The 16,799-nt window shown below is 35.0% G+C and carries 16 protein-coding genes; 5 read left to right on the top strand and 11 right to left on the bottom strand.

The features are described 5' to 3' along the window. Positions 1-232: 232 nt before the first annotated feature. A complete protein-coding gene (locus tag OB_RS07390) occupies positions 233-850 on the top strand; it encodes a YktB family protein (protein ID WP_011065826.1) in 618 nt (205 codons plus the stop codon). A 170-nt stretch (positions 851-1,020) separates the two neighbouring features. On the opposite strand, the gene OB_RS07385 is transcribed toward OB_RS07390, so the two are convergent. The 3 genes from OB_RS07385 to OB_RS07380 all read right to left on the bottom strand — a co-directional run bounded on the left by OB_RS07385 (position 1,021) and on the right by OB_RS07380 (position 2,611). Then, positions 1,021-1,287 carry a UPF0223 family protein gene (locus tag OB_RS07385; protein ID WP_011065825.1) on the bottom strand — a complete coding sequence of 89 codons (267 nt, stop codon included), beginning with the start codon at positions 1,285-1,287 and terminating at the stop codon, positions 1,021-1,023. Positions 1,288-1,420: 133 nt separating this feature from the next. After that, entirely contained in the window at positions 1,421-1,537 is a 117-nt protein-coding gene (locus OB_RS18165; RefSeq protein WP_081427509.1) for a GapA-binding peptide SR1P, read from the bottom strand. A gap of 141 nt (positions 1,538-1,678) precedes the next feature. Further along, complete coding sequence (locus OB_RS07380; RefSeq protein ID WP_011065824.1) at positions 1,679-2,611, bottom strand: polysaccharide deacetylase family protein; 933 nt, start codon at positions 2,609-2,611, stop codon at positions 1,679-1,681. Between the two features lie 250 nt (positions 2,612-2,861). Here OB_RS07380 and OB_RS18160 point away from each other — a divergent pair, with 250 nt between their 5' ends. Next, positions 2,862-3,281 carry a hypothetical protein gene (locus tag OB_RS18160; protein WP_011065823.1) on the top strand — a complete coding sequence of 140 codons (420 nt, stop codon included), beginning with the start codon at positions 2,862-2,864 and terminating at the stop codon, positions 3,279-3,281. Here the strand turns inward: OB_RS18160 and OB_RS07375 are convergent. The 6 genes from OB_RS07375 to OB_RS07350 form a co-directional block, all read right to left on the bottom strand. After that, complete coding sequence (locus OB_RS07375; protein WP_011065822.1) at positions 3,231-4,424, bottom strand: ISL3 family transposase; 1,194 nt, start codon at positions 4,422-4,424, stop codon at positions 3,231-3,233. The genes OB_RS18160 and OB_RS07375 overlap by 51 nt on opposite strands. A gap of 206 nt (positions 4,425-4,630) precedes the next feature. Continuing rightward, on the bottom strand, positions 4,631-6,037 hold the full coding sequence (gene lpdA / locus OB_RS07370) for a dihydrolipoyl dehydrogenase (protein WP_011065821.1): 1,407 nt from the start codon (positions 6,035-6,037) through the stop codon (positions 4,631-4,633). A gap of 3 nt (positions 6,038-6,040) precedes the next feature. Next, positions 6,041-7,324, bottom strand: coding sequence for a dihydrolipoamide acetyltransferase family protein (locus tag OB_RS07365; RefSeq protein ID WP_011065820.1), 1,284 nt, complete (start codon positions 7,322-7,324; stop codon positions 6,041-6,043). A gap of 23 nt (positions 7,325-7,347) precedes the next feature. Further along, entirely contained in the window at positions 7,348-8,325 is a 978-nt protein-coding gene (locus tag OB_RS07360; protein WP_011065819.1) for an alpha-ketoacid dehydrogenase subunit beta, read from the bottom strand. A gap of 3 nt (positions 8,326-8,328) precedes the next feature. Further along, the gene (gene pdhA / locus OB_RS07355; protein WP_011065818.1) at positions 8,329-9,411 is read right to left on the bottom strand and encodes a pyruvate dehydrogenase (acetyl-transferring) E1 component subunit alpha; all 1,083 of its coding nucleotides are present in this window, start codon (positions 9,409-9,411) and stop codon (positions 8,329-8,331) included. A gap of 491 nt (positions 9,412-9,902) precedes the next feature. Beyond that, entirely contained in the window at positions 9,903-10,586 is a 684-nt protein-coding gene (locus OB_RS07350; protein WP_011065817.1) for a YkyA family protein, read from the bottom strand. Positions 10,587-10,823: 237 nt separating this feature from the next. Between OB_RS07350 and def the strand changes: the two genes are divergently transcribed. The 3 genes from def (at position 10,824) to rnjA (ending at position 13,912) form a co-directional block, all read left to right on the top strand. Continuing rightward, a complete protein-coding gene (gene def, locus OB_RS07345; protein WP_011065816.1) occupies positions 10,824-11,375 on the top strand; it encodes a peptide deformylase in 552 nt (183 codons plus the stop codon). A gap of 650 nt (positions 11,376-12,025) precedes the next feature. Next, complete coding sequence (locus OB_RS07340; protein WP_011065815.1) at positions 12,026-12,241, top strand: DNA-dependent RNA polymerase subunit epsilon; 216 nt, start codon at positions 12,026-12,028, stop codon at positions 12,239-12,241. 3 nt (positions 12,242-12,244) lie between these two features. Beyond that, entirely contained in the window at positions 12,245-13,912 is a 1,668-nt protein-coding gene (gene rnjA / locus OB_RS07335) for a ribonuclease J1 (protein ID WP_011065814.1), read from the top strand. 288 nt (positions 13,913-14,200) lie between these two features. On the opposite strand, the gene OB_RS07330 is transcribed toward rnjA, so the two are convergent. Beyond that, positions 14,201-14,863: a potassium channel family protein gene (locus tag OB_RS07330; RefSeq protein ID WP_011065813.1), complete on the bottom strand. Its 663-nt coding sequence runs from the start codon at positions 14,861-14,863 to the stop codon at positions 14,201-14,203. A 92-nt stretch (positions 14,864-14,955) separates the two neighbouring features. Continuing rightward, positions 14,956-16,788: an ABC transporter ATP-binding protein gene (locus OB_RS07325; RefSeq protein ID WP_011065812.1), complete on the bottom strand. Its 1,833-nt coding sequence runs from the start codon at positions 16,786-16,788 to the stop codon at positions 14,956-14,958. Between the last annotated feature and the right edge of the window lie 11 nt (positions 16,789-16,799).

The following is a 16,799-nucleotide window of genomic DNA, read 5'->3' as shown; positions in this document are numbered from 1 at the left end:
ACTCCTTAGCTAAAGGCATACCTTATGATACGCCTGTCACTTATTTGTTTTATTTTATGAGTGTAGTGATTATTTGTTCATCATAATAACAAAAATAATGAAAATATTTAGGTTTCTATTCCCTCTCATTAAGCCAATCAAACCTAATAAAACTACAATACTTGACTTATTCTTCTATTTACTTAATAATAATTATTACAATCTAGGCGTATGAAAGGATGAATTTGGACTTATGAACGGCTTCACGAATAAAGATTTTGAAACATTTAATATTAACGGACTTGATGAACGTATGGAAGCAATTCAAACAAGAATACAACCAAAGTTTCAACAAATTGGAGAATCGCTTGCTGAGGATCTATCTAAAAAAACAAATAATGAGTTATACTTACATATTGCAAAACATGCTCGTCGCACGGTAAATCCGCCAAATGATACATGGCTCGCAATAGCTGATAACAAGCGCGGATACAAAAAACACCCACACTTTCAAGTAGGTGTATTTGATGATCATGTATTTATTTGGTTAGCACTAATTTATGAATTACCGAACAAATCAAAAATAGCTAGTGCTTATATTAATCATTTTGATGAAGTGAAAAATCTTCCCACATCGTATGTTGTATCTCTTGATCATACAAAGAAAGATGCTATCTCATTAACTGATTTAAATAAAAGTCACCTTGAACGATTCCGAGATGTAAAAAAGGCAGAATTCTTAATTGGAAAGCATATTGAAAAAGGAGACCCTATCCTCGCTAACGGGGATGAACTATATCAATTCATAATGGATGTATTTGAGCAACTATTACCTTTATACCAATTGGCAATAGATTCTAGAGATGAATAAATAAAAAGTTGATAGAATGGGTATATTTTACTCATTCGGCAAAACTGGTGAGCTCCGAATCGATTGAATAACGGAACTCACCTTTACATTTATCACCACTTCACTTATATTTACATCCCACTAAATTATCGCTCGCTTTATCAATCCTATTATCTTGTCGATGTTACTTATTACATACGGATATTGGACTCATTTGTTTCTCTTGCTTTCTTTACGACGTGATAGCTTGAATAGCCGGAAGCCTCTTGAAATTGAGTGAATAACTTTTTTTCCTCGCTCTTAGAAGGAACTATTTGTTTGAACCTTCTATACAAAGCTAATATTTCTTCTCGATCCACTTGTTTCTCGTATGCTTTTTCAATTAATGAAAAAAAGTTTACTACATCGATTATTTCTTCTGTTGACCAGGTTTCATCCATTGGGTATTGATAACTCATTTTTACACCTCTTTATTAAAGCAATATAACTCATCCTACCATGAAAAACTGGCAGATGCTAATTCTTGAATATCATAACCATAAAAAATAGAAGCCGCATTTATGTACAGCTTCTATTGCATAAAAATATATATTATTTCGGTTGTTTTTTTGAAGAACAGGTTGGACAAGTACTATACAAGGTCGTTACCTTTTCCCCTTCAAAGTGTTCGATAACATGTTGACAATCCTGACATATTATTGTACCCATGAAGTCATCTCCTTTTACAGTTTATGTCGTCCTATTAATATTATATTATGACATATTTAATCTGTCAACATAAATTAGTATGACATAATAAAACAAAAAAAGAGTTAATTGGTTATCATAACCGATTAACTCTCTATCATACTATGATGTTTCTATTAAATGAGGATCCACTATTTCATATCCCTGATTTTGTAATCCTTCTACAATATCCTTTAATGCCTCATTCGTCCAATCACGATCATGCATTAGCAAATTCGCTCCTGGTTTCAATAATGAATAATCGACACCTGCTTCAGGTCCTTCACCGGTAATCATCGCTTCTGCTAAAGCTTTAGGTTCTGTATAAGCTTCAAAATAGTCATAACCATACGTCCAATTCATAATGGTCATATTTTCTTCTTTTGCAATAGCTTTTGAATGGTCTGAATTCATCCCATGTGGTGCACGGAAGAATTTTGGACGCTCGCCAATTATCTCTTCTACACGATTACTTACAGAAACAATCTCATCAGTTTGTTCCTCTTTTGATAACTCTGGAAGAACGGGATGAGTATTAGTATGATTTCCAATTAAAAAGCCCATGTCATGAATTTCTTTTAATTTTTCTGCACCATCATCGTCATTTATAAAATGTCCATTCACAAAAAATATAGCTCCTACTCCTAAGTCTTTTAAAGTATGCGCCATCTTCACAGCATTAGCATCAGGAACATCATCAATTGTGAGAAGTACTATATTTTCATTTGCATCGTCTAGTGGTAGCACCGTCGCAGTTTCTTCAGATATGTAATATTCTGGTTCCTGGTTTTCTAATTCTTCTTCTTTCCCTTCTTCTGATTGATCTTGATCATCATTCTCCTTCGGTTCATCCTTGTCTTGTGCGTTGGCACTTTCATTTGTTTCATTTTCTTCATCTGGTTTTTCTTTTCCGACAGAATCCGATTCATTACTACACGCTATCAAAACAACGCATAAGAATATTGCTATGTATAGAAAGGTGTTAAGGCGAAATTTCTTCATTAAATAGTACCTCCAAGGTGAATTTAATAGATTACTAGTTTCATTATAGGCCATTACATTACCTCCTTCAATCATGTATGTCTATTTTAGGTAATGAATGATACATATAAAAATAAGTTGAATACTTATAATTGTCGTCCATTTTTTGAATTATATTTGACATTATGTTTACAAATTAACAATAAATTGTCGTATTATGTTGGAGCCTTATCATTTATTTTACTATTTAATAACAGCGACTTTTTACTCAGATTTCTTTGATAAGATAATTATTAGGTAAAATTAACGAGAGGCGTGAATAAGCATGAAAAAATTCTCTATTCTAGTTTTCTTCATTATCATTATTGCCTTGCTTACTGCATGTCAGAAAGAAACTACTCCATATGATGTTATTTCTATCAATTTAACAAACCACGAGATCCTTTATATACAATCTAAAAAGAACCCTGATATATATTTAGATGCTATTTTTGAATTAAAAGCAAAACACCCAAGTGCTTTTTCAACCGAAAAATTAACAAAGAATAGTAATTTAGAGCATTACAACATAGAATATACTAGTGCAGAAAGCAGCATGTATATATTAGAAGACGGGAAAATAAAAGATGAGTTAAACGGAGATATTACAAAAGAAGAGATTATGGTTCTATGTCAAATGTGGTGGTGGGTTGAATCAACCCATCACCTTTTTCATTTCTTGTTGCCACAGGATTTTCTTCTTTAATCTCTCGAAGCCTTTGATTCCATAAGAATTGCGTTTTATTACTTTAATCGTGTTGTTCACACCTTCGATATATCCGTTGTTATAAGGATATACAAAGGCTTGTAAAATCTCTTGTCTCCAATTTATAAAAGTTTTTCTTAGACGATGAAAGGCTTCAATCCCTGACCTCTTTAAGGATGCTAAACAATGATCTAGGTTTTTACTTGCCGTTTGATGATCACTTTCCTTAAACCATTTCTCCATCATGACCTTCAATTGGTAGGCCTCTCTTAAACGGGTATCAATCTCTAGAAGCTTTTCAACTTTTTCTTCTTGATCTTCGTCCAGATTAAAATGCGACTTCCACAATAACTTCTTACTTCTCTTCATTTGAAGACGGATGGGTTTATCGACATCTGCCTGCACCTGCCGTCTCACTTCATCCAAAGCCCAATATACTTGACGCATGAAATGGAAACGATCGGCGATAATAAGAGGATGATTAAGCACATCACAGACTGCTTTCTTGAACCACTTCGACATATCCATAACGACAATTTCCACCTGACCTGTATCGCGGGATCGCAGATACTTTTTAATGGTATCCACTTTTCGATCTTCTAAAATATCAATAATATGTTTATTTTCCACATCGACAATGACCGTTTGAAACCGTTCTCCTCCGGCGTCCCCTTTAAATTCATCTATGGCTATCGCTCTCGGCAGTACTCGGTTTGTCTTTATGTTTCGACGATCAAACAGTCGCAAAAGGCGAGTGTCCGTCAGCCCAGTCCATCTCGCAGCTGTTTTAAATGAGCTGGAAGATGTATACATCAAAGCTTCTGCTTGCAGAGAGGTGGTACAACGTTGATAGCGATCAATCATTTGAAGTCGTTCGTAAAAGGTCTTACCACAATCCTTACACAAATATCTGCGTTTCCGAAGGAAAAGTTTTACCTGTTGGTTAGGTAATACGGGACCTTGAATCGGTTGAATTCGATAACTATGAACCCGTTTCGTTTTACATCGACAGAACGGACATTTCTGCTGACGTTTTTCGGTATAAAGTTCAACAATCAAAGCATCCGAACCCTGAGATATATCCCACACCTTCACATTAGTATCTTTTATCCCTAACATTTCTATGATAAAATGGTTTTGCATTCGTTCTCTCTCCTTTGCCTTTTGTGTCGCAACTTTAGGGTATCAAAAGAGAGAGAACGGTGCATTTTTTACATCTTTAAAACATTGACAGGACAAGAAGCACCACCACATTCATTGTAGAGCCGAGATTATTCAAGAGATTGAAACATTACTATAGAATAAGCAAAAAACTGCCAAGTAAAAATTACTTGGCAGTTTTTCCTATATTACATAGTATGAATTGGTGTTCCTAAAGCGACTTCCGCTGCTTCCATTGTAATCTCACCTAGTGTTGGATGAGCATGGATAGTTAGAGAAATATCTTCAGCAGTCATGCCTGCTTCAATTGCTAAACCAATTTCAGAAATCATATCACTAGCATTTGGACCAGCAATTTGACCACCGATAACTAATCCATCATCTTTACGAGTGATTAGTTTTAAGAAACCTTCTGTGTTATTTAAAGAAAGTGCACGGCCGTTTGCTCCGAATGGGAATTTACCAACCTTCACATCATAACCAGCATCTTTCGCGTCTTGTTCAGATAAACCTACTGTTGCTAGTTCAGGTTCTGTAAATGCCACTGCAGGTATTCCTACATAGTCAATTTCAGATTTTTCACCACTAATAGCTTCAGCAGCAATCTTACCTTCATAAGAAGCCTTGTGTGCAAGTGCAGGTCCTTCAACGATATCACCAATTGCATAGATATTATCAACACTTGTTTTACATTGTTTATCTATTTCAATATGGCCTCTATCTGTCATCTTAACACCCATTTGCTCTAAACCAAGCTCATCAGTGTTCGGACGACGACCTACTGTTACAAGTACATAATCTGCTTCAATAGTTTCTTCTTTACCATTTACTTCATAAGAAACTTTTACACCGTCTTTTGTTTCTTCAACGCCTTTAGCCATTGCTTCTGTGATAATTGTAGCACCTTTTTTCTTAAGGCCTTTCTTAACAAGTTGCGTCATTTGTTTCTCAAATCCACCTAAGATGTCTTTCGCACCTTCTAAGAAAGTAATTTCAGTTCCAAAGTTAGCATATGCAGTACCAAGTTCTGTACCTACATATCCAGAACCAATTACTACCATTTTCTTCGGAATTTCTTTTAAGCTCAATGCGCCTGTAGAATCTAACACGCGATCAGAGAACTTAAATGACGGAATTTCAATTGGTGAAGAACCTGTTGCAATGATACAATCTTTAAATTTATACGTTTGAGAGCTGCTCTCTCCAGCGATTTTAGCAGTATTTGCATCAACGAAATATGCTTCACCTTTTACGATATCTACTTTGTTACCTTTTAATAAGCTCTCAACACCTGAAGTAAGTTTGTTAACAACAGAACCTTTCCAGTCTTGAACTTTAGAAAAGTCTACTTCTACTTTATCTGTTTTAATTCCAAGATCTTCAGATCCATGCGCATTTTCATATTTATGGCCAGCTTCAATAAGTGCTTTAGAAGGAATACAACCAACATTTAAGCAAACTCCACCTAAAGCTCCTTTATCTACGATTGTTACTTTTTGACCTAATTGTGCAGCACGAATCGCTGCAACATAGCCACCAGGTCCTGCCCCAACGACTAGAGTGTCTACTTCTACCGGAAAATCTCCTACTACCATTACTTACGCCTCCATCATAATTAATTGTGGATCATTCAATAATCGTTTAATTTGATTTAGTGCAAGTTGTGCTGTTGCGCCGTCAACGATACGATGATCAAAGCTTAGAGATACAGAGAGAACTGGAGCTACAACAATTTCTCCATCGCGAACAACTGGTTTATCAGCAATACGTCCGATACCTAGAATTACTGCTTCTGGATAATTTAATACTGGAGTAAACCACTGTCCACCAGCAGAACCAATATTAGAAATAGTGTTAGAAGCACCTTTCATCTCATCAGGTTTAAGTTTACCATCTCGAGCTTTCCCTGCCAATTCATTGATTTCTTGAGAAATTTGGAAAATAGATTTCTTATCAGAATCTTTTACAACTGGAACTAGTAGACCTCTATCTGTGTCTGCTGCAATACCAATGTTGTAATAATGTTTCTCAACAATTTCATCTGTATTCTCATCAATATAAGAATTTAGAATAGGGAATTTCTTAGACGCAGATACTAATGCTTTAACTACATATGGTAAATAAGTTAATTTAATATCTTGCTCAGCAGCAACTGCTTTAAACTTCTTACGATGTGCTACTAATTCAGTTACATCAATTTCGTCCATTAGTGTAACATGTGGTGCTTTTGATTTCGAGTTAACCATTGATTTAGCAATAGATTTACGGATTGCAGTCATCTTCTCACGAGTCTCTGGATATTGACCTTGAGGTGCAGCTTTCGTTTCTTGCTTATCTTCAGAAGAAGCTTCAGCTTTGTCCTCGGCTACTTCACTAGATGGCTGATCACCGCTTAGGTAGCTTTCTACATCTTCTTTAAGAATACGTCCATTTTTACCAGTTCCGTTAACATCTTTAATATTAACATCATTATCACGTGCAAATTTGCGTACAGAAGGCATTGCAATCACTCGAGTATCATCAGATTGCTCACTTGACTCTTCTTTAGAAGCTTCTTTTTCTTCTTCTTTCGAATCCGTTGATTTCTCTTCTTTTGAATCTGAAGATGAATCATCAGCACTGTCGCCTTCTTCATCATCATAACCTTCTGCTTCAAAAGAAATTAGTGTATCTCCTACAACTGCAACGTCACCTTCAGCAACGTGAATCTTTGTAACTTTTCCATCTACTTGAGAAGGAATTTCTACAACGGATTTATCATTTTGTACTTCACAAAGTACATCATCTTCTTTTACTTCGTCGCCTTCTTTTACGAACCATTTTACTATTTCACCTTCATGTATACCTTCACCGATATCCGGTAACTTAAAATTAAATGCCATGCTATGAAACCTCCTAAACTATTTTAGAAATTAATTACTTCATTAACTTTCTCTACGATATCATTATGGTTAGGCAACCATGTTTCCTCTGCATCAGAGAATGAATAAACCGTATCAGGTGCACTAACACGAAGAATTGGCGCCTCTAGGTCTAGAATTGCTCTTTCTTGAATTTCAGAAATAACTTGACCAGCAACTCCTGCTTGACGCTGTGCTTCTTGTACAACGACTACGCGATTTGTTTTCTTAACAGATGCTAGGATTGTTTCGTAATCAATTGGAGAAACTGTACGTAAATCAATTACTTCTGCTTGAATTCCGTCTTTTTCTAATTCTTCAGCAGCTTTCAAGGATGAATGTACCATTGCTCCATAGGATACTAATGTTACATCAGAACCTTCGCGTTTTACATCAGCTTTCCCAATTTCAACAGTGTAGTCTTCTTCAGGAACTTCGCCACGGAAAGAACGATATAATTTCATATGCTCTAAGAATACAACCGGATCGTTATCACGGATTGCAGAAATTAATAGACCTTTTGCTTCGTAAGGTGTTGAAGGAATAACCACTTTTAAACCTGGTTGTTGAGCCATTAGACCTTCTAAAGAATCCGCGTGTAATTCTGGAGTGTGTACTCCTCCACCAAATGGTGCACGAACTGTAATCGGTGCATTATAATGACCGCCAGAACGATAACGCATACGTGCCATTTGTCCACTAATAGAGTCCATTACTTCATATACGAAGCCGAAGAATTGAATCTCAGGTACCGGACGAAATCCTTCTAATGCTAAACCGATCGCAAGTCCACCGATTCCAGATTCAGCAAGTGGTGTATCAAACACACGATCTTCACCAAATTCATCTTGAAGACCTTCTGTTGCACGGAATACTCCGCCATTTTGTCCAACATCTTCACCAAAAACAAGCACGTTTTCATCATTTTTCAATTCTACGCGCATTGCATCAGTGATAGCTTGAATCATTGTCATTTGTGCCATGATTTACTTCGACTCCTTTTCTTTATAAATTTCATTTTGCTCCTGTAGATGAGTTGGTAGCTCTTCGTACATATTCGCAATTAAATCAGTTACTTTTTGTTTAGGCTGCTCTTCTGCTTGCTTGATTGCCTTTTTAATATCTTCTTTTGCTTGCTCAATAGCATTGTTTTCGTCTTCTTCTGACCAAAGCTTTTTGCTTTCAAGATACGTACGGAAACGAACGATTGGATCTTTTTTCTCCCATTCGTTGTCCATATCTTCTGTACGGTAACGAGTAGGATCGTCTCCTGATAAAGTATGTGGACCGAAACGGTAAGTTAATGTTTCGATTAACGTTGGTCCCTCACCATTAACGGCACGTTCACGAGCAAATTTAGTCGCAGCATATACCGCTAAAACATCCATACCATCAACCTGAATACCTTCTATTCCAGCAGCAACTGCTTTTTGAGCTAATGTTTTGGCGTTTGTTTGTTTTTCAACAGGTACAGAAATAGCAAAACGATTGTTTTGAACTACGAAAATTGCAGGAGCTTTATAGGCACCAGCAAAGTTTATACCTTCATAAAAATCACCTTGGGAAGTACCACCATCACCAGTGTAAGTAATAGCTACATTTTTATTACCACGTTTTTTAATTCCAAGTGCTACTCCAGCAGTTTGTACATACTGTGCACCAATAATAATTTGTGGGCTAAGAGCTCTTAATTCGTCAGGATATTGGTTACCGTGAAAATGTCCTTTAGAGAATAAGAATGCTTGATATAGTGGAAGACCTTGCCAAATTAATTGTGGAACATCACGATATCCCGGTAAAATGAAGTCTTCTTTTTCTAGTGCGAACTGACTTCCAAGTTGAGAAGCTTCTTGTCCAGCTGTTGGTGCATAGAAACCTAATCTACCTTGACGGTTTAAAGCAGTAGAACGTTGATCAAGTATACGTGTGTATACCATACGTCTCATAATCTCCTTTAGCTCATCATCAGATAGATCGGGCATATCATCTTTGTTAACTATTTTTCCATTTTCATCTAGAATTTGGAACATTTCGAACTGACTCTCAATATTTTCAAGTACTTGTTTCAAAATGGTTCACCTCTTCCTTTCCATATATGCTTTATTATTTTCTTTCCTAGCCTACCCAAGATCACAAAAAATTACATATTATTGGTTTACCCTTTCCATAAATATCGTAACCATGTGATTCTTCACATGGAAATCTGTTACAAAAATATCCAGAAAGATAATGATACAATTTTTTGTCTCCTATATATTAGCTCATTTTCTTATTATGGTCAAACACTTTGTTTTCTTGGAAAAAACACATTTAACAACGATTTCAAAAAAGCGATTATATAATTGGTAACATCCCAATCAAACTGTATTAGTTCCCTATAAAAACTGTATTAATAAAAAAGGTACAGTATTGTCTTCTTTTCCTCGACAATATTAAACAAATTAATGAACTTCAAACAATTCATATGGAAAACAATAAGTTTTAGGGCTTTATTCAGCAAAAAACACGCGATGATAAGATATCTTATCATCGCGTGTTTTCGTGTAATTATTTAATATTTTTATTCTTTCTGTTCTGCTTCTGATTCCTCATCATAAGTTACATTTAAATCTGTACTTTCATAAAACTCTCTTTTCAAAGCATTATACTCAACTGTATATTCGTTAAAAGATTCATTAGCATTAATTACTTTATCATAACTATCATTCACAGCATTTATTTGTTCCGTTAATTGTTCCTGCTCTAAATCTTCTTTTTGTAATAGTTCATAAAGTTCTTTTTCTAAGCTTAAAGATTCCATGTATGCATCATTCAATGTATAGTAAGATTCGTATCGTTGATTCATTACTTCTACCATATTTTCTGCATTGGATAACGCTTCTTCATTATCAATATCACTAATTAGTTCTTCAATATTGCTAAATTCTTCCTCTGATGCTTCAATACTTTCCTTTTCAGCAGTAATTTTTTCTTCTCTATCTTCAATAACTGACGTTGCCTCATTTGCTAACTCTTTGATTTTATCAATTTCTTCTACACCAAGATCGATAATTTGATTATAAATCTCTTGTTCTTTTTCTTCTAATTCCGTAATTTCTTGTTGTTGATTTTCAAAATCCTCTTCTAATGCAACAGCCTCTTCCAGATGATTATGTATCTTTTCTTCAGTACTTTCATTGTTACAGCCTGTAATAACTAGAATAAATAGAATGGATAATACCGATAGCAAACCCCTTTTTAACACTTATAACTCCTCCTATGTCTCTGTTTCATTGATTACCATATTTTATAAATTATACCATAAATAATTTGATGAAAAAGTAAATTATCTCTTAATATCTCTATCTTATGTATATTCTATGAAGGAATGAATATGATTATGTTAAAATGATAGAGGTATTAAAATGAAGTGTATTTTCATTATCATTATATATGATTACCCAATAATAACTTAATTTACACATGAAAAGGAGATAGTATCATGATTACAATGAAAGATATTGTTCGTGAGGGCCACCCTTCTTTAACAAGAAGTGCAGCAGTTGTGGAGGTTCCATTATCAAAAGATGATAAACAATTACTAGAAGATATGATGCAATTCTTGAAAAATAGTCAGGATGAAGAAATAGCAGAGAAATACGAATTGCGTGCAGGTGTCGGTATAGCAGCTCCCCAATTGGGTATTGAAAAGCAGATTATTGCTATCCATTTTGAAGATATAGATGGGAAATTATATAGTATGGGATTGGTTAATCCTAAAATAATCAGCCATTCAGTAGAACAGTCTTATTTATCGAGTGGAGAAGGATGTTTATCCGTCGATCGTCCAGTAGAAGGGTATGTCCCTCGCCATGCTAGGATTACTATCAAAGCTACCGATATTAATGACCAACCAGTTAAATTACGACTAAAAGGGTATCCAGCAATAGTATTTCAACATGAGATTGATCACATTAATGGAATTATGTTTTTCGATCGGATTAATACAGAAGATCCTTTTAACATACCTGAAAATTCCTCCCCTATTCAATAATTAAATAAAATGAAACTAACATTCAGTGATTAAGCTTTTTCTCCACTGAATGTTAGTTAAACAGAATAGACATTCACTGGAACTCCTCCTTCTTTTATTCTCTTTCGCTAGACCTCTTTGTTCTTCAAAACAAGCAATATTGCACTTATCTTGCTGCCCTCTATATATAATCATCTTGTACATACTTCACTTACAACATTAAATATAGGATTTTTTTATTGAATACTGCCAGGGTCAGTACATCGTACGTATAGAATCTTTACTTTGGTAAAACATACTATATAGATGATTAAATATCGAAACTATTTTTTTATAATTTATGGATTTTTATTTAATTATTTACGATTTCGTACTATACTATAGATAAGAGGATTGGACGGTAGAGGGTTAATGTTGCTTTTCATAAAATATTGGAAGGAGACGTGAGTCCTCATGCTGAAGCGCCTAAAAGAAAAGCTGAAGAAACGGTTTAAAGATTTTTTAGGCAAAGAAGGACGTGTACCAACTACTTTTAGATAGAATTTATTTTATGAATGACCAATCACTGCAATAAGCCATTTATCAAAACTAGGTAAGCCCACGGAAACTTACCTATATAACGGAATGTAATATCATAGATACAATTTTTTTAATATGTTAGGAGAGATGAAATGATTTTTAAAGTTTTATATCAGGAACTTCCAAATGAAGTTCCAATTAGAGAGCGTACAAAGAGCTTATACGTAGAAGCTGAAACTATACGTGAAGTACGTAAAAAAATAAGTGATAGTGACCATAACTATAATATTGAATTTGTTCAACCGTTGGATGAGGCACACCTCCAATATGAAAAAGACACTGGAAAATTAGAATTGGAGAACCTGTAGCCGATGAAATTTGTCAAAAATGATCAAGCTGCTGTTTTCGCTCTAGGTGGACTAGGTGAAATCGGCAAAAATACGTATGCCATCCAATTTCAAGATGAAATTATTTTAATTGATGCTGGGATTAAATTTCCTGAAGATGAACTTTTAGGAATTGATTATGTTATCCCTGATTATACGTATTTAGTACAAAACGAAGATAAAATAAAAGGGTTAATTATTACCCATGGTCATGAAGACCACATTGGTGGTATTCCATTTTTACTGCGTGAAATTAATGTGCCAATTTACGCAGGTCCATTAGCAATTGGACTAATTCGCAATAAATTAGAAGAGCATGGCTTACTAAGAAATGCAAAACTAATTACCATTCAAGAAGATGATATTATTAAATTCCGAAAAACATCCGTTAGCTTCTTCCGTACGACACATAGTATCCCTGATTCTTATGGCGTCGTAGTAAAAACACCACCTGGTAACATTGTTCATACTGGTGATTTCAAATTTGATTTCACACCTGTTGGTGAACCCGCTAACCTTGCAAAAATGGCTGAGATTGGTTCAGAAGGTGTATTATGCCTTCTGTCAGATAGTACTAATAGTGAAGTACCTGGGTTTACAATGTCCGAGCGTGTCGTTGGAGAAAGTATTCACGATATATTCAGCAGAGTCGATGGTAGATTGATCTTCGCAACATTTGCTTCCAACATCTATCGTTTACAACAAGTTGTTGAAGCAGCTGTTAAGTACAATCGTAAAGTAGCTGTATTTGGTAGAAGTATGGAATCTGCTATAAATATTGGCCTGGAATTAGGTTATATCCAAGCGCCGAAAGATACATTTATTGAAGGTAACCAGATTAATCGTCTTCCTGCAAATGAAGTAACGATCCTCTGTACTGGTTCCCAAGGTGAAACAATGGCTGCACTATCTCGAATTGCAAATGGTACACATAGACAAATTCAATTAATTCCTGGAGACACTGTAGTATTCTCTTCCTCTCCAATCCCGGGGAATACTGTCAGCGTAAGCAGAACCATTAATAAACTTTATCGAGCAGGGGCAGATGTTGTTCATGGTAAGTTGAGTAATATTCATACCTCTGGTCATGGTAGTCAAGAAGAACAAAAACTAATGCTTCGCTTAATTCGTCCGAAATTTTTCATGCCAATACATGGAGAATATCGTATGCTAAAAGAACATGTTAAATTAGGAGAATTATGTGATGTAGAAGCTGAAAATTCTTTTGTAATGGATAATGGTGATGTTCTAGCACTAAGCAAGGATCATGCAGCTATTGCTGGGAAAATACCTTCTGGATCCGTATACGTTGACGGTAGTGGAATTGGTGATATAGGAAATATTGTTCTACGAGATCGTCGCATCTTATCTGAAGAAGGATTAGTTATTGTTGTAGTGAGCATTAACATGAGTGACTTCAAGATAGCTTCTGGGCCAGATATTATCTCTCGAGGCTTTGTATATATGAGAGAATCTGAAGACTTAATAAACCAAGCTCAAAAATTAGTGTCTAATCACTTAGAAAAAGTAATGGAGCGTAAAACAACACAATGGTCAGAGATTAAAAATGAAATCACTGATACAATTGCTCCATTCCTATATGAAAAAACAAAAAGACGTCCAATGGTACTTCCAATTATCATGGAGATTTAAAGAACAAAGGCGCATTCGCTCGTTTAGAAGTGGAGCTAGTACGCCCCCCCTTTTCTAAAAGAAGTTCGACTCTGGTCGAACTTCTTTTTTATATACAGGATTTTTCAAATATTTATTGAGGGCTATTTCATGAAATAGCCTTGTTCCTCAACGTGGGTAATATCCAGATATTTTGCTATCCACGGAACACACAATTTTTATCTATATAAATCAAAAAAAGAACTATTCTTTTAGGAAGGTATTTGTTACCGAACCCAGTAGATAGTTCTTTTTTTTGATAAGTAAATATTAATCAATAACTAGCTCTCTTTCAAACCTTGTGATATCTTTATCTGCTCCAATAACAATTAGTACATCCCCTTCTCGCAGTTCTTGATCAGCACTTGGGGATACATTTATTTCATGTCCCTTTTTAATAGCTACAATATTGCAACCAAAATTAGCTCGGATATCGAGTTCAATCAAACTCTTTCCAATCATTCTTTCTCCTGCCTTTACTTCAACAATACTATGATCATCCGATAACTCTAGATAGTCTAAAATGTTACTTGAAATAAAATTATGTGCTAATCGCTTACCCATATCTCTTTCAGGATGCACAACCTGATGTACTCCAATTTTATTTAAAATCTTTTCATGGTAATCATTTTGTGCTTTAACCGTAATTTTATTTACTCCCATATCCGTTAAAATCACTGCTGTAAGTATACTTGCTTGGATGTTTTCTCCTATAGCTACTACTACGTGATCGAAATTACTAATACCTATTTCTTTTAACGCATCTTCATCGGTTGAGTCCGCTAGCACTGTATGATAGGCTATATTCTTATATTCATTTATTCTTTCTTCGTCTGAATCAATCGCTAAAACATGCATTCCTTCTTTGCTAAGCTCTCGACAAATACTTCCGCCAAAACGACCTAATCCAATTACAGCAAAATCTTTATTCATTATATAGCCTCCAATTATAAACTAAAACTACATCTATCATACTAGTACATAAAAAAAGGAGCAACTAATTTTATATTGCTCCCCCATTTACTTTACATTGCATCTAACATAGTAAACTGTGACTTCACCAGTTCGTAATATTTTCCTTTTTGTTGTATTAACGATTGATGATTTCCTTGCTCCAAAACTTCTCCTTGTTCAAGAACAAAAATATTATCTGCTTCTCGAATTGTAGACAATCTATGCGCAATAATGATAGAAGTTCTTCCTTTTAATAATCGTTTTAATGCCTGCTGTATCTTCACTTCTGATTCTGTATCAATACTGGCAGTTGCTTCATCAAGAATAATAATACTTGGATTTGCTAACAGAGCTCTTGCAAACGATAATAACTGTCTTTCTCCAGCTGAAAGAATATTTCCTCTCTCTTCCACTTCTGTCTGATACCCGTCTGCAAGGCGCTGAATAAAATCATCCGCCCCTACTACCTTAGCAGCATCAATAACTTCTTCATCTGTTGCATTAGGTCTTCCAAAACGAATATTTTCCATTATTGTACCCGAAAAAATAAATGTATCTTGTAATACAACACTAATTTTTTGTCGCAAACTATCAATGGTAACATCTCGCAAATCACTTCCATCAATTTTTACTGCACCAGAAGTAGGATCATAAAACCTACTTATTAAATTCGCAATTGTAGACTTACCACTTCCTGTATGACCGACTAGAGCTATGGTCTCTCCAGCATGAATATGAATGGATAGTTTTTTCAATGCAATTCTGTCTTTATTGTATGAGAATTCAACTTTATCAAATTCGATTTCTCCGCGCATCTCTTCCATTTGAAGCGCATTGTTCTTTTCTGCTACGTTTGGGCGTTCATCCAGGAATTCAAAAATTCGCTCAGATGATGCCATTGCCATTAAGAGCTGATTATACATCTGCCCAAGACGTGATATAGGTTCCCAAAACATTCCCAAGAAAAAAGCAAAAGAGACAAATGTACCTACAGTTATGGTTCCATTTAATATTAAGTATGCACCATAAGAAATAAGTATAATTGTACCTGCAGCATCACAAATATCTACAAGCGGACGAAACATAGCACTCTTCTTAGCTGCATCACGAAAACTCTGGAAAAATCCAGAATTTACACCGTCAAAAAACTCCGCGTTCTCTTTCTCTTGTGAGAAAGATTGGGTAATACGCATCCCTTGAATGCCTTCATTTAAATGTGAGTTCATTCTGGATTGATGTAATCTTACTACTTGCCATGAACGACGTATTTTACGACGTAATGTGGTTGATATTAAAAACATCAATGGAATAATAATAATTACTGCTAAAGCAAGTGGTGGGCTTAGTACAAATAAAATTACTAAAATCCCCGATAACATTAATAAATCCATTAATAAGTTGATGATTCCATTCGTAAATAATTCCTGCAGAGAATTTATATCATTGAGAATTCGAACTAAAATAGAACCTGCTGAACGACTATCAAAAAATCGGTGTGACAATCGTTGCACGTGGGAAAATAACTTTTGTCGCAAATCATAGATAACATTTTGTCCTAAGATATTTACCCACTTGATTCGAAATGTATTTGCGACAAAACTTATACTATAAAGAACCGCAATACCGATAACTAAATAGGTTAACAACGTAGTATCTTTATTTGCAATAGCTACATCGAATGCTACTTTACCAATTAAAATCGGTATAGCTAAGCGGATTGCTGTTGATACCATCATAGCCAGGACTGCTCCTGGTAAATAAGTCTTCGAATATGGTTTTAAAAATTGCAACAGTCTCCACATTTGTTGCCAGTTAAACGGTTTTTCAATCGCTTGATCGATTGTGTAATGAAATCGTTGTAAATGTTTACTTTCTGATTTTAAATTATCCTTATTTTTCGCCATCTATCCCACCT

The organism is Oceanobacillus iheyensis HTE831 (genome assembly GCF_000011245.1).
In the GTDB taxonomy this organism is placed as follows: domain Bacteria; phylum Bacillota; class Bacilli; order Bacillales; family Amphibacillaceae; genus Oceanobacillus; species Oceanobacillus iheyensis.
Note: the sequence above shows the minus strand (reverse complement) of the source record. Positions and strands in the feature narration are given on the sequence as shown.

Excerpts from the sequence above, each read along its gene's own strand:
- OB_RS07390 (WP_011065826.1), top strand. The coding sequence starts at position 233 with ATGAACGGCTTCACGAATAAAGATTTTGAAACATTTAATATTAACGGA.
- OB_RS07385 (WP_011065825.1), bottom strand. The coding sequence starts at position 1,287 with ATGAGTTATCAATACCCAATGGATGAAACCTGGTCAACAGAAGAAATA.
- OB_RS18165 (WP_081427509.1), bottom strand. The coding sequence starts at position 1,537 with ATGGGTACAATAATATGTCAGGATTGTCAACATGTTATCGAACACTTT.
- OB_RS07380 (WP_011065824.1), bottom strand. The coding sequence starts at position 2,611 with ATGGCCTATAATGAAACTAGTAATCTATTAAATTCACCTTGGAGGTAC.
- OB_RS18160 (WP_011065823.1), top strand. The coding sequence starts at position 2,862 with ATGAAAAAATTCTCTATTCTAGTTTTCTTCATTATCATTATTGCCTTG.
- OB_RS07375 (WP_011065822.1), bottom strand. The coding sequence starts at position 4,424 with ATGCAAAACCATTTTATCATAGAAATGTTAGGGATAAAAGATACTAAT.
- lpdA (WP_011065821.1), bottom strand. The coding sequence starts at position 6,037 with ATGGTAGTAGGAGATTTTCCGGTAGAAGTAGACACTCTAGTCGTTGGG.
- OB_RS07365 (WP_011065820.1), bottom strand. The coding sequence starts at position 7,324 with ATGGCATTTAATTTTAAGTTACCGGATATCGGTGAAGGTATACATGAA.
- OB_RS07360 (WP_011065819.1), bottom strand. The coding sequence starts at position 8,325 with ATGGCACAAATGACAATGATTCAAGCTATCACTGATGCAATGCGCGTA.
- def (WP_011065816.1), top strand. The coding sequence starts at position 10,824 with ATGATTACAATGAAAGATATTGTTCGTGAGGGCCACCCTTCTTTAACA.
- OB_RS07340 (WP_011065815.1), top strand. The coding sequence starts at position 12,026 with ATGATTTTTAAAGTTTTATATCAGGAACTTCCAAATGAAGTTCCAATT.
- rnjA (WP_011065814.1), top strand. The coding sequence starts at position 12,245 with ATGAAATTTGTCAAAAATGATCAAGCTGCTGTTTTCGCTCTAGGTGGA.
- OB_RS07330 (WP_011065813.1), bottom strand. The coding sequence starts at position 14,863 with ATGAATAAAGATTTTGCTGTAATTGGATTAGGTCGTTTTGGCGGAAGT.
- OB_RS07325 (WP_011065812.1), bottom strand. The coding sequence starts at position 16,788 with ATGGCGAAAAATAAGGATAATTTAAAATCAGAAAGTAAACATTTACAA.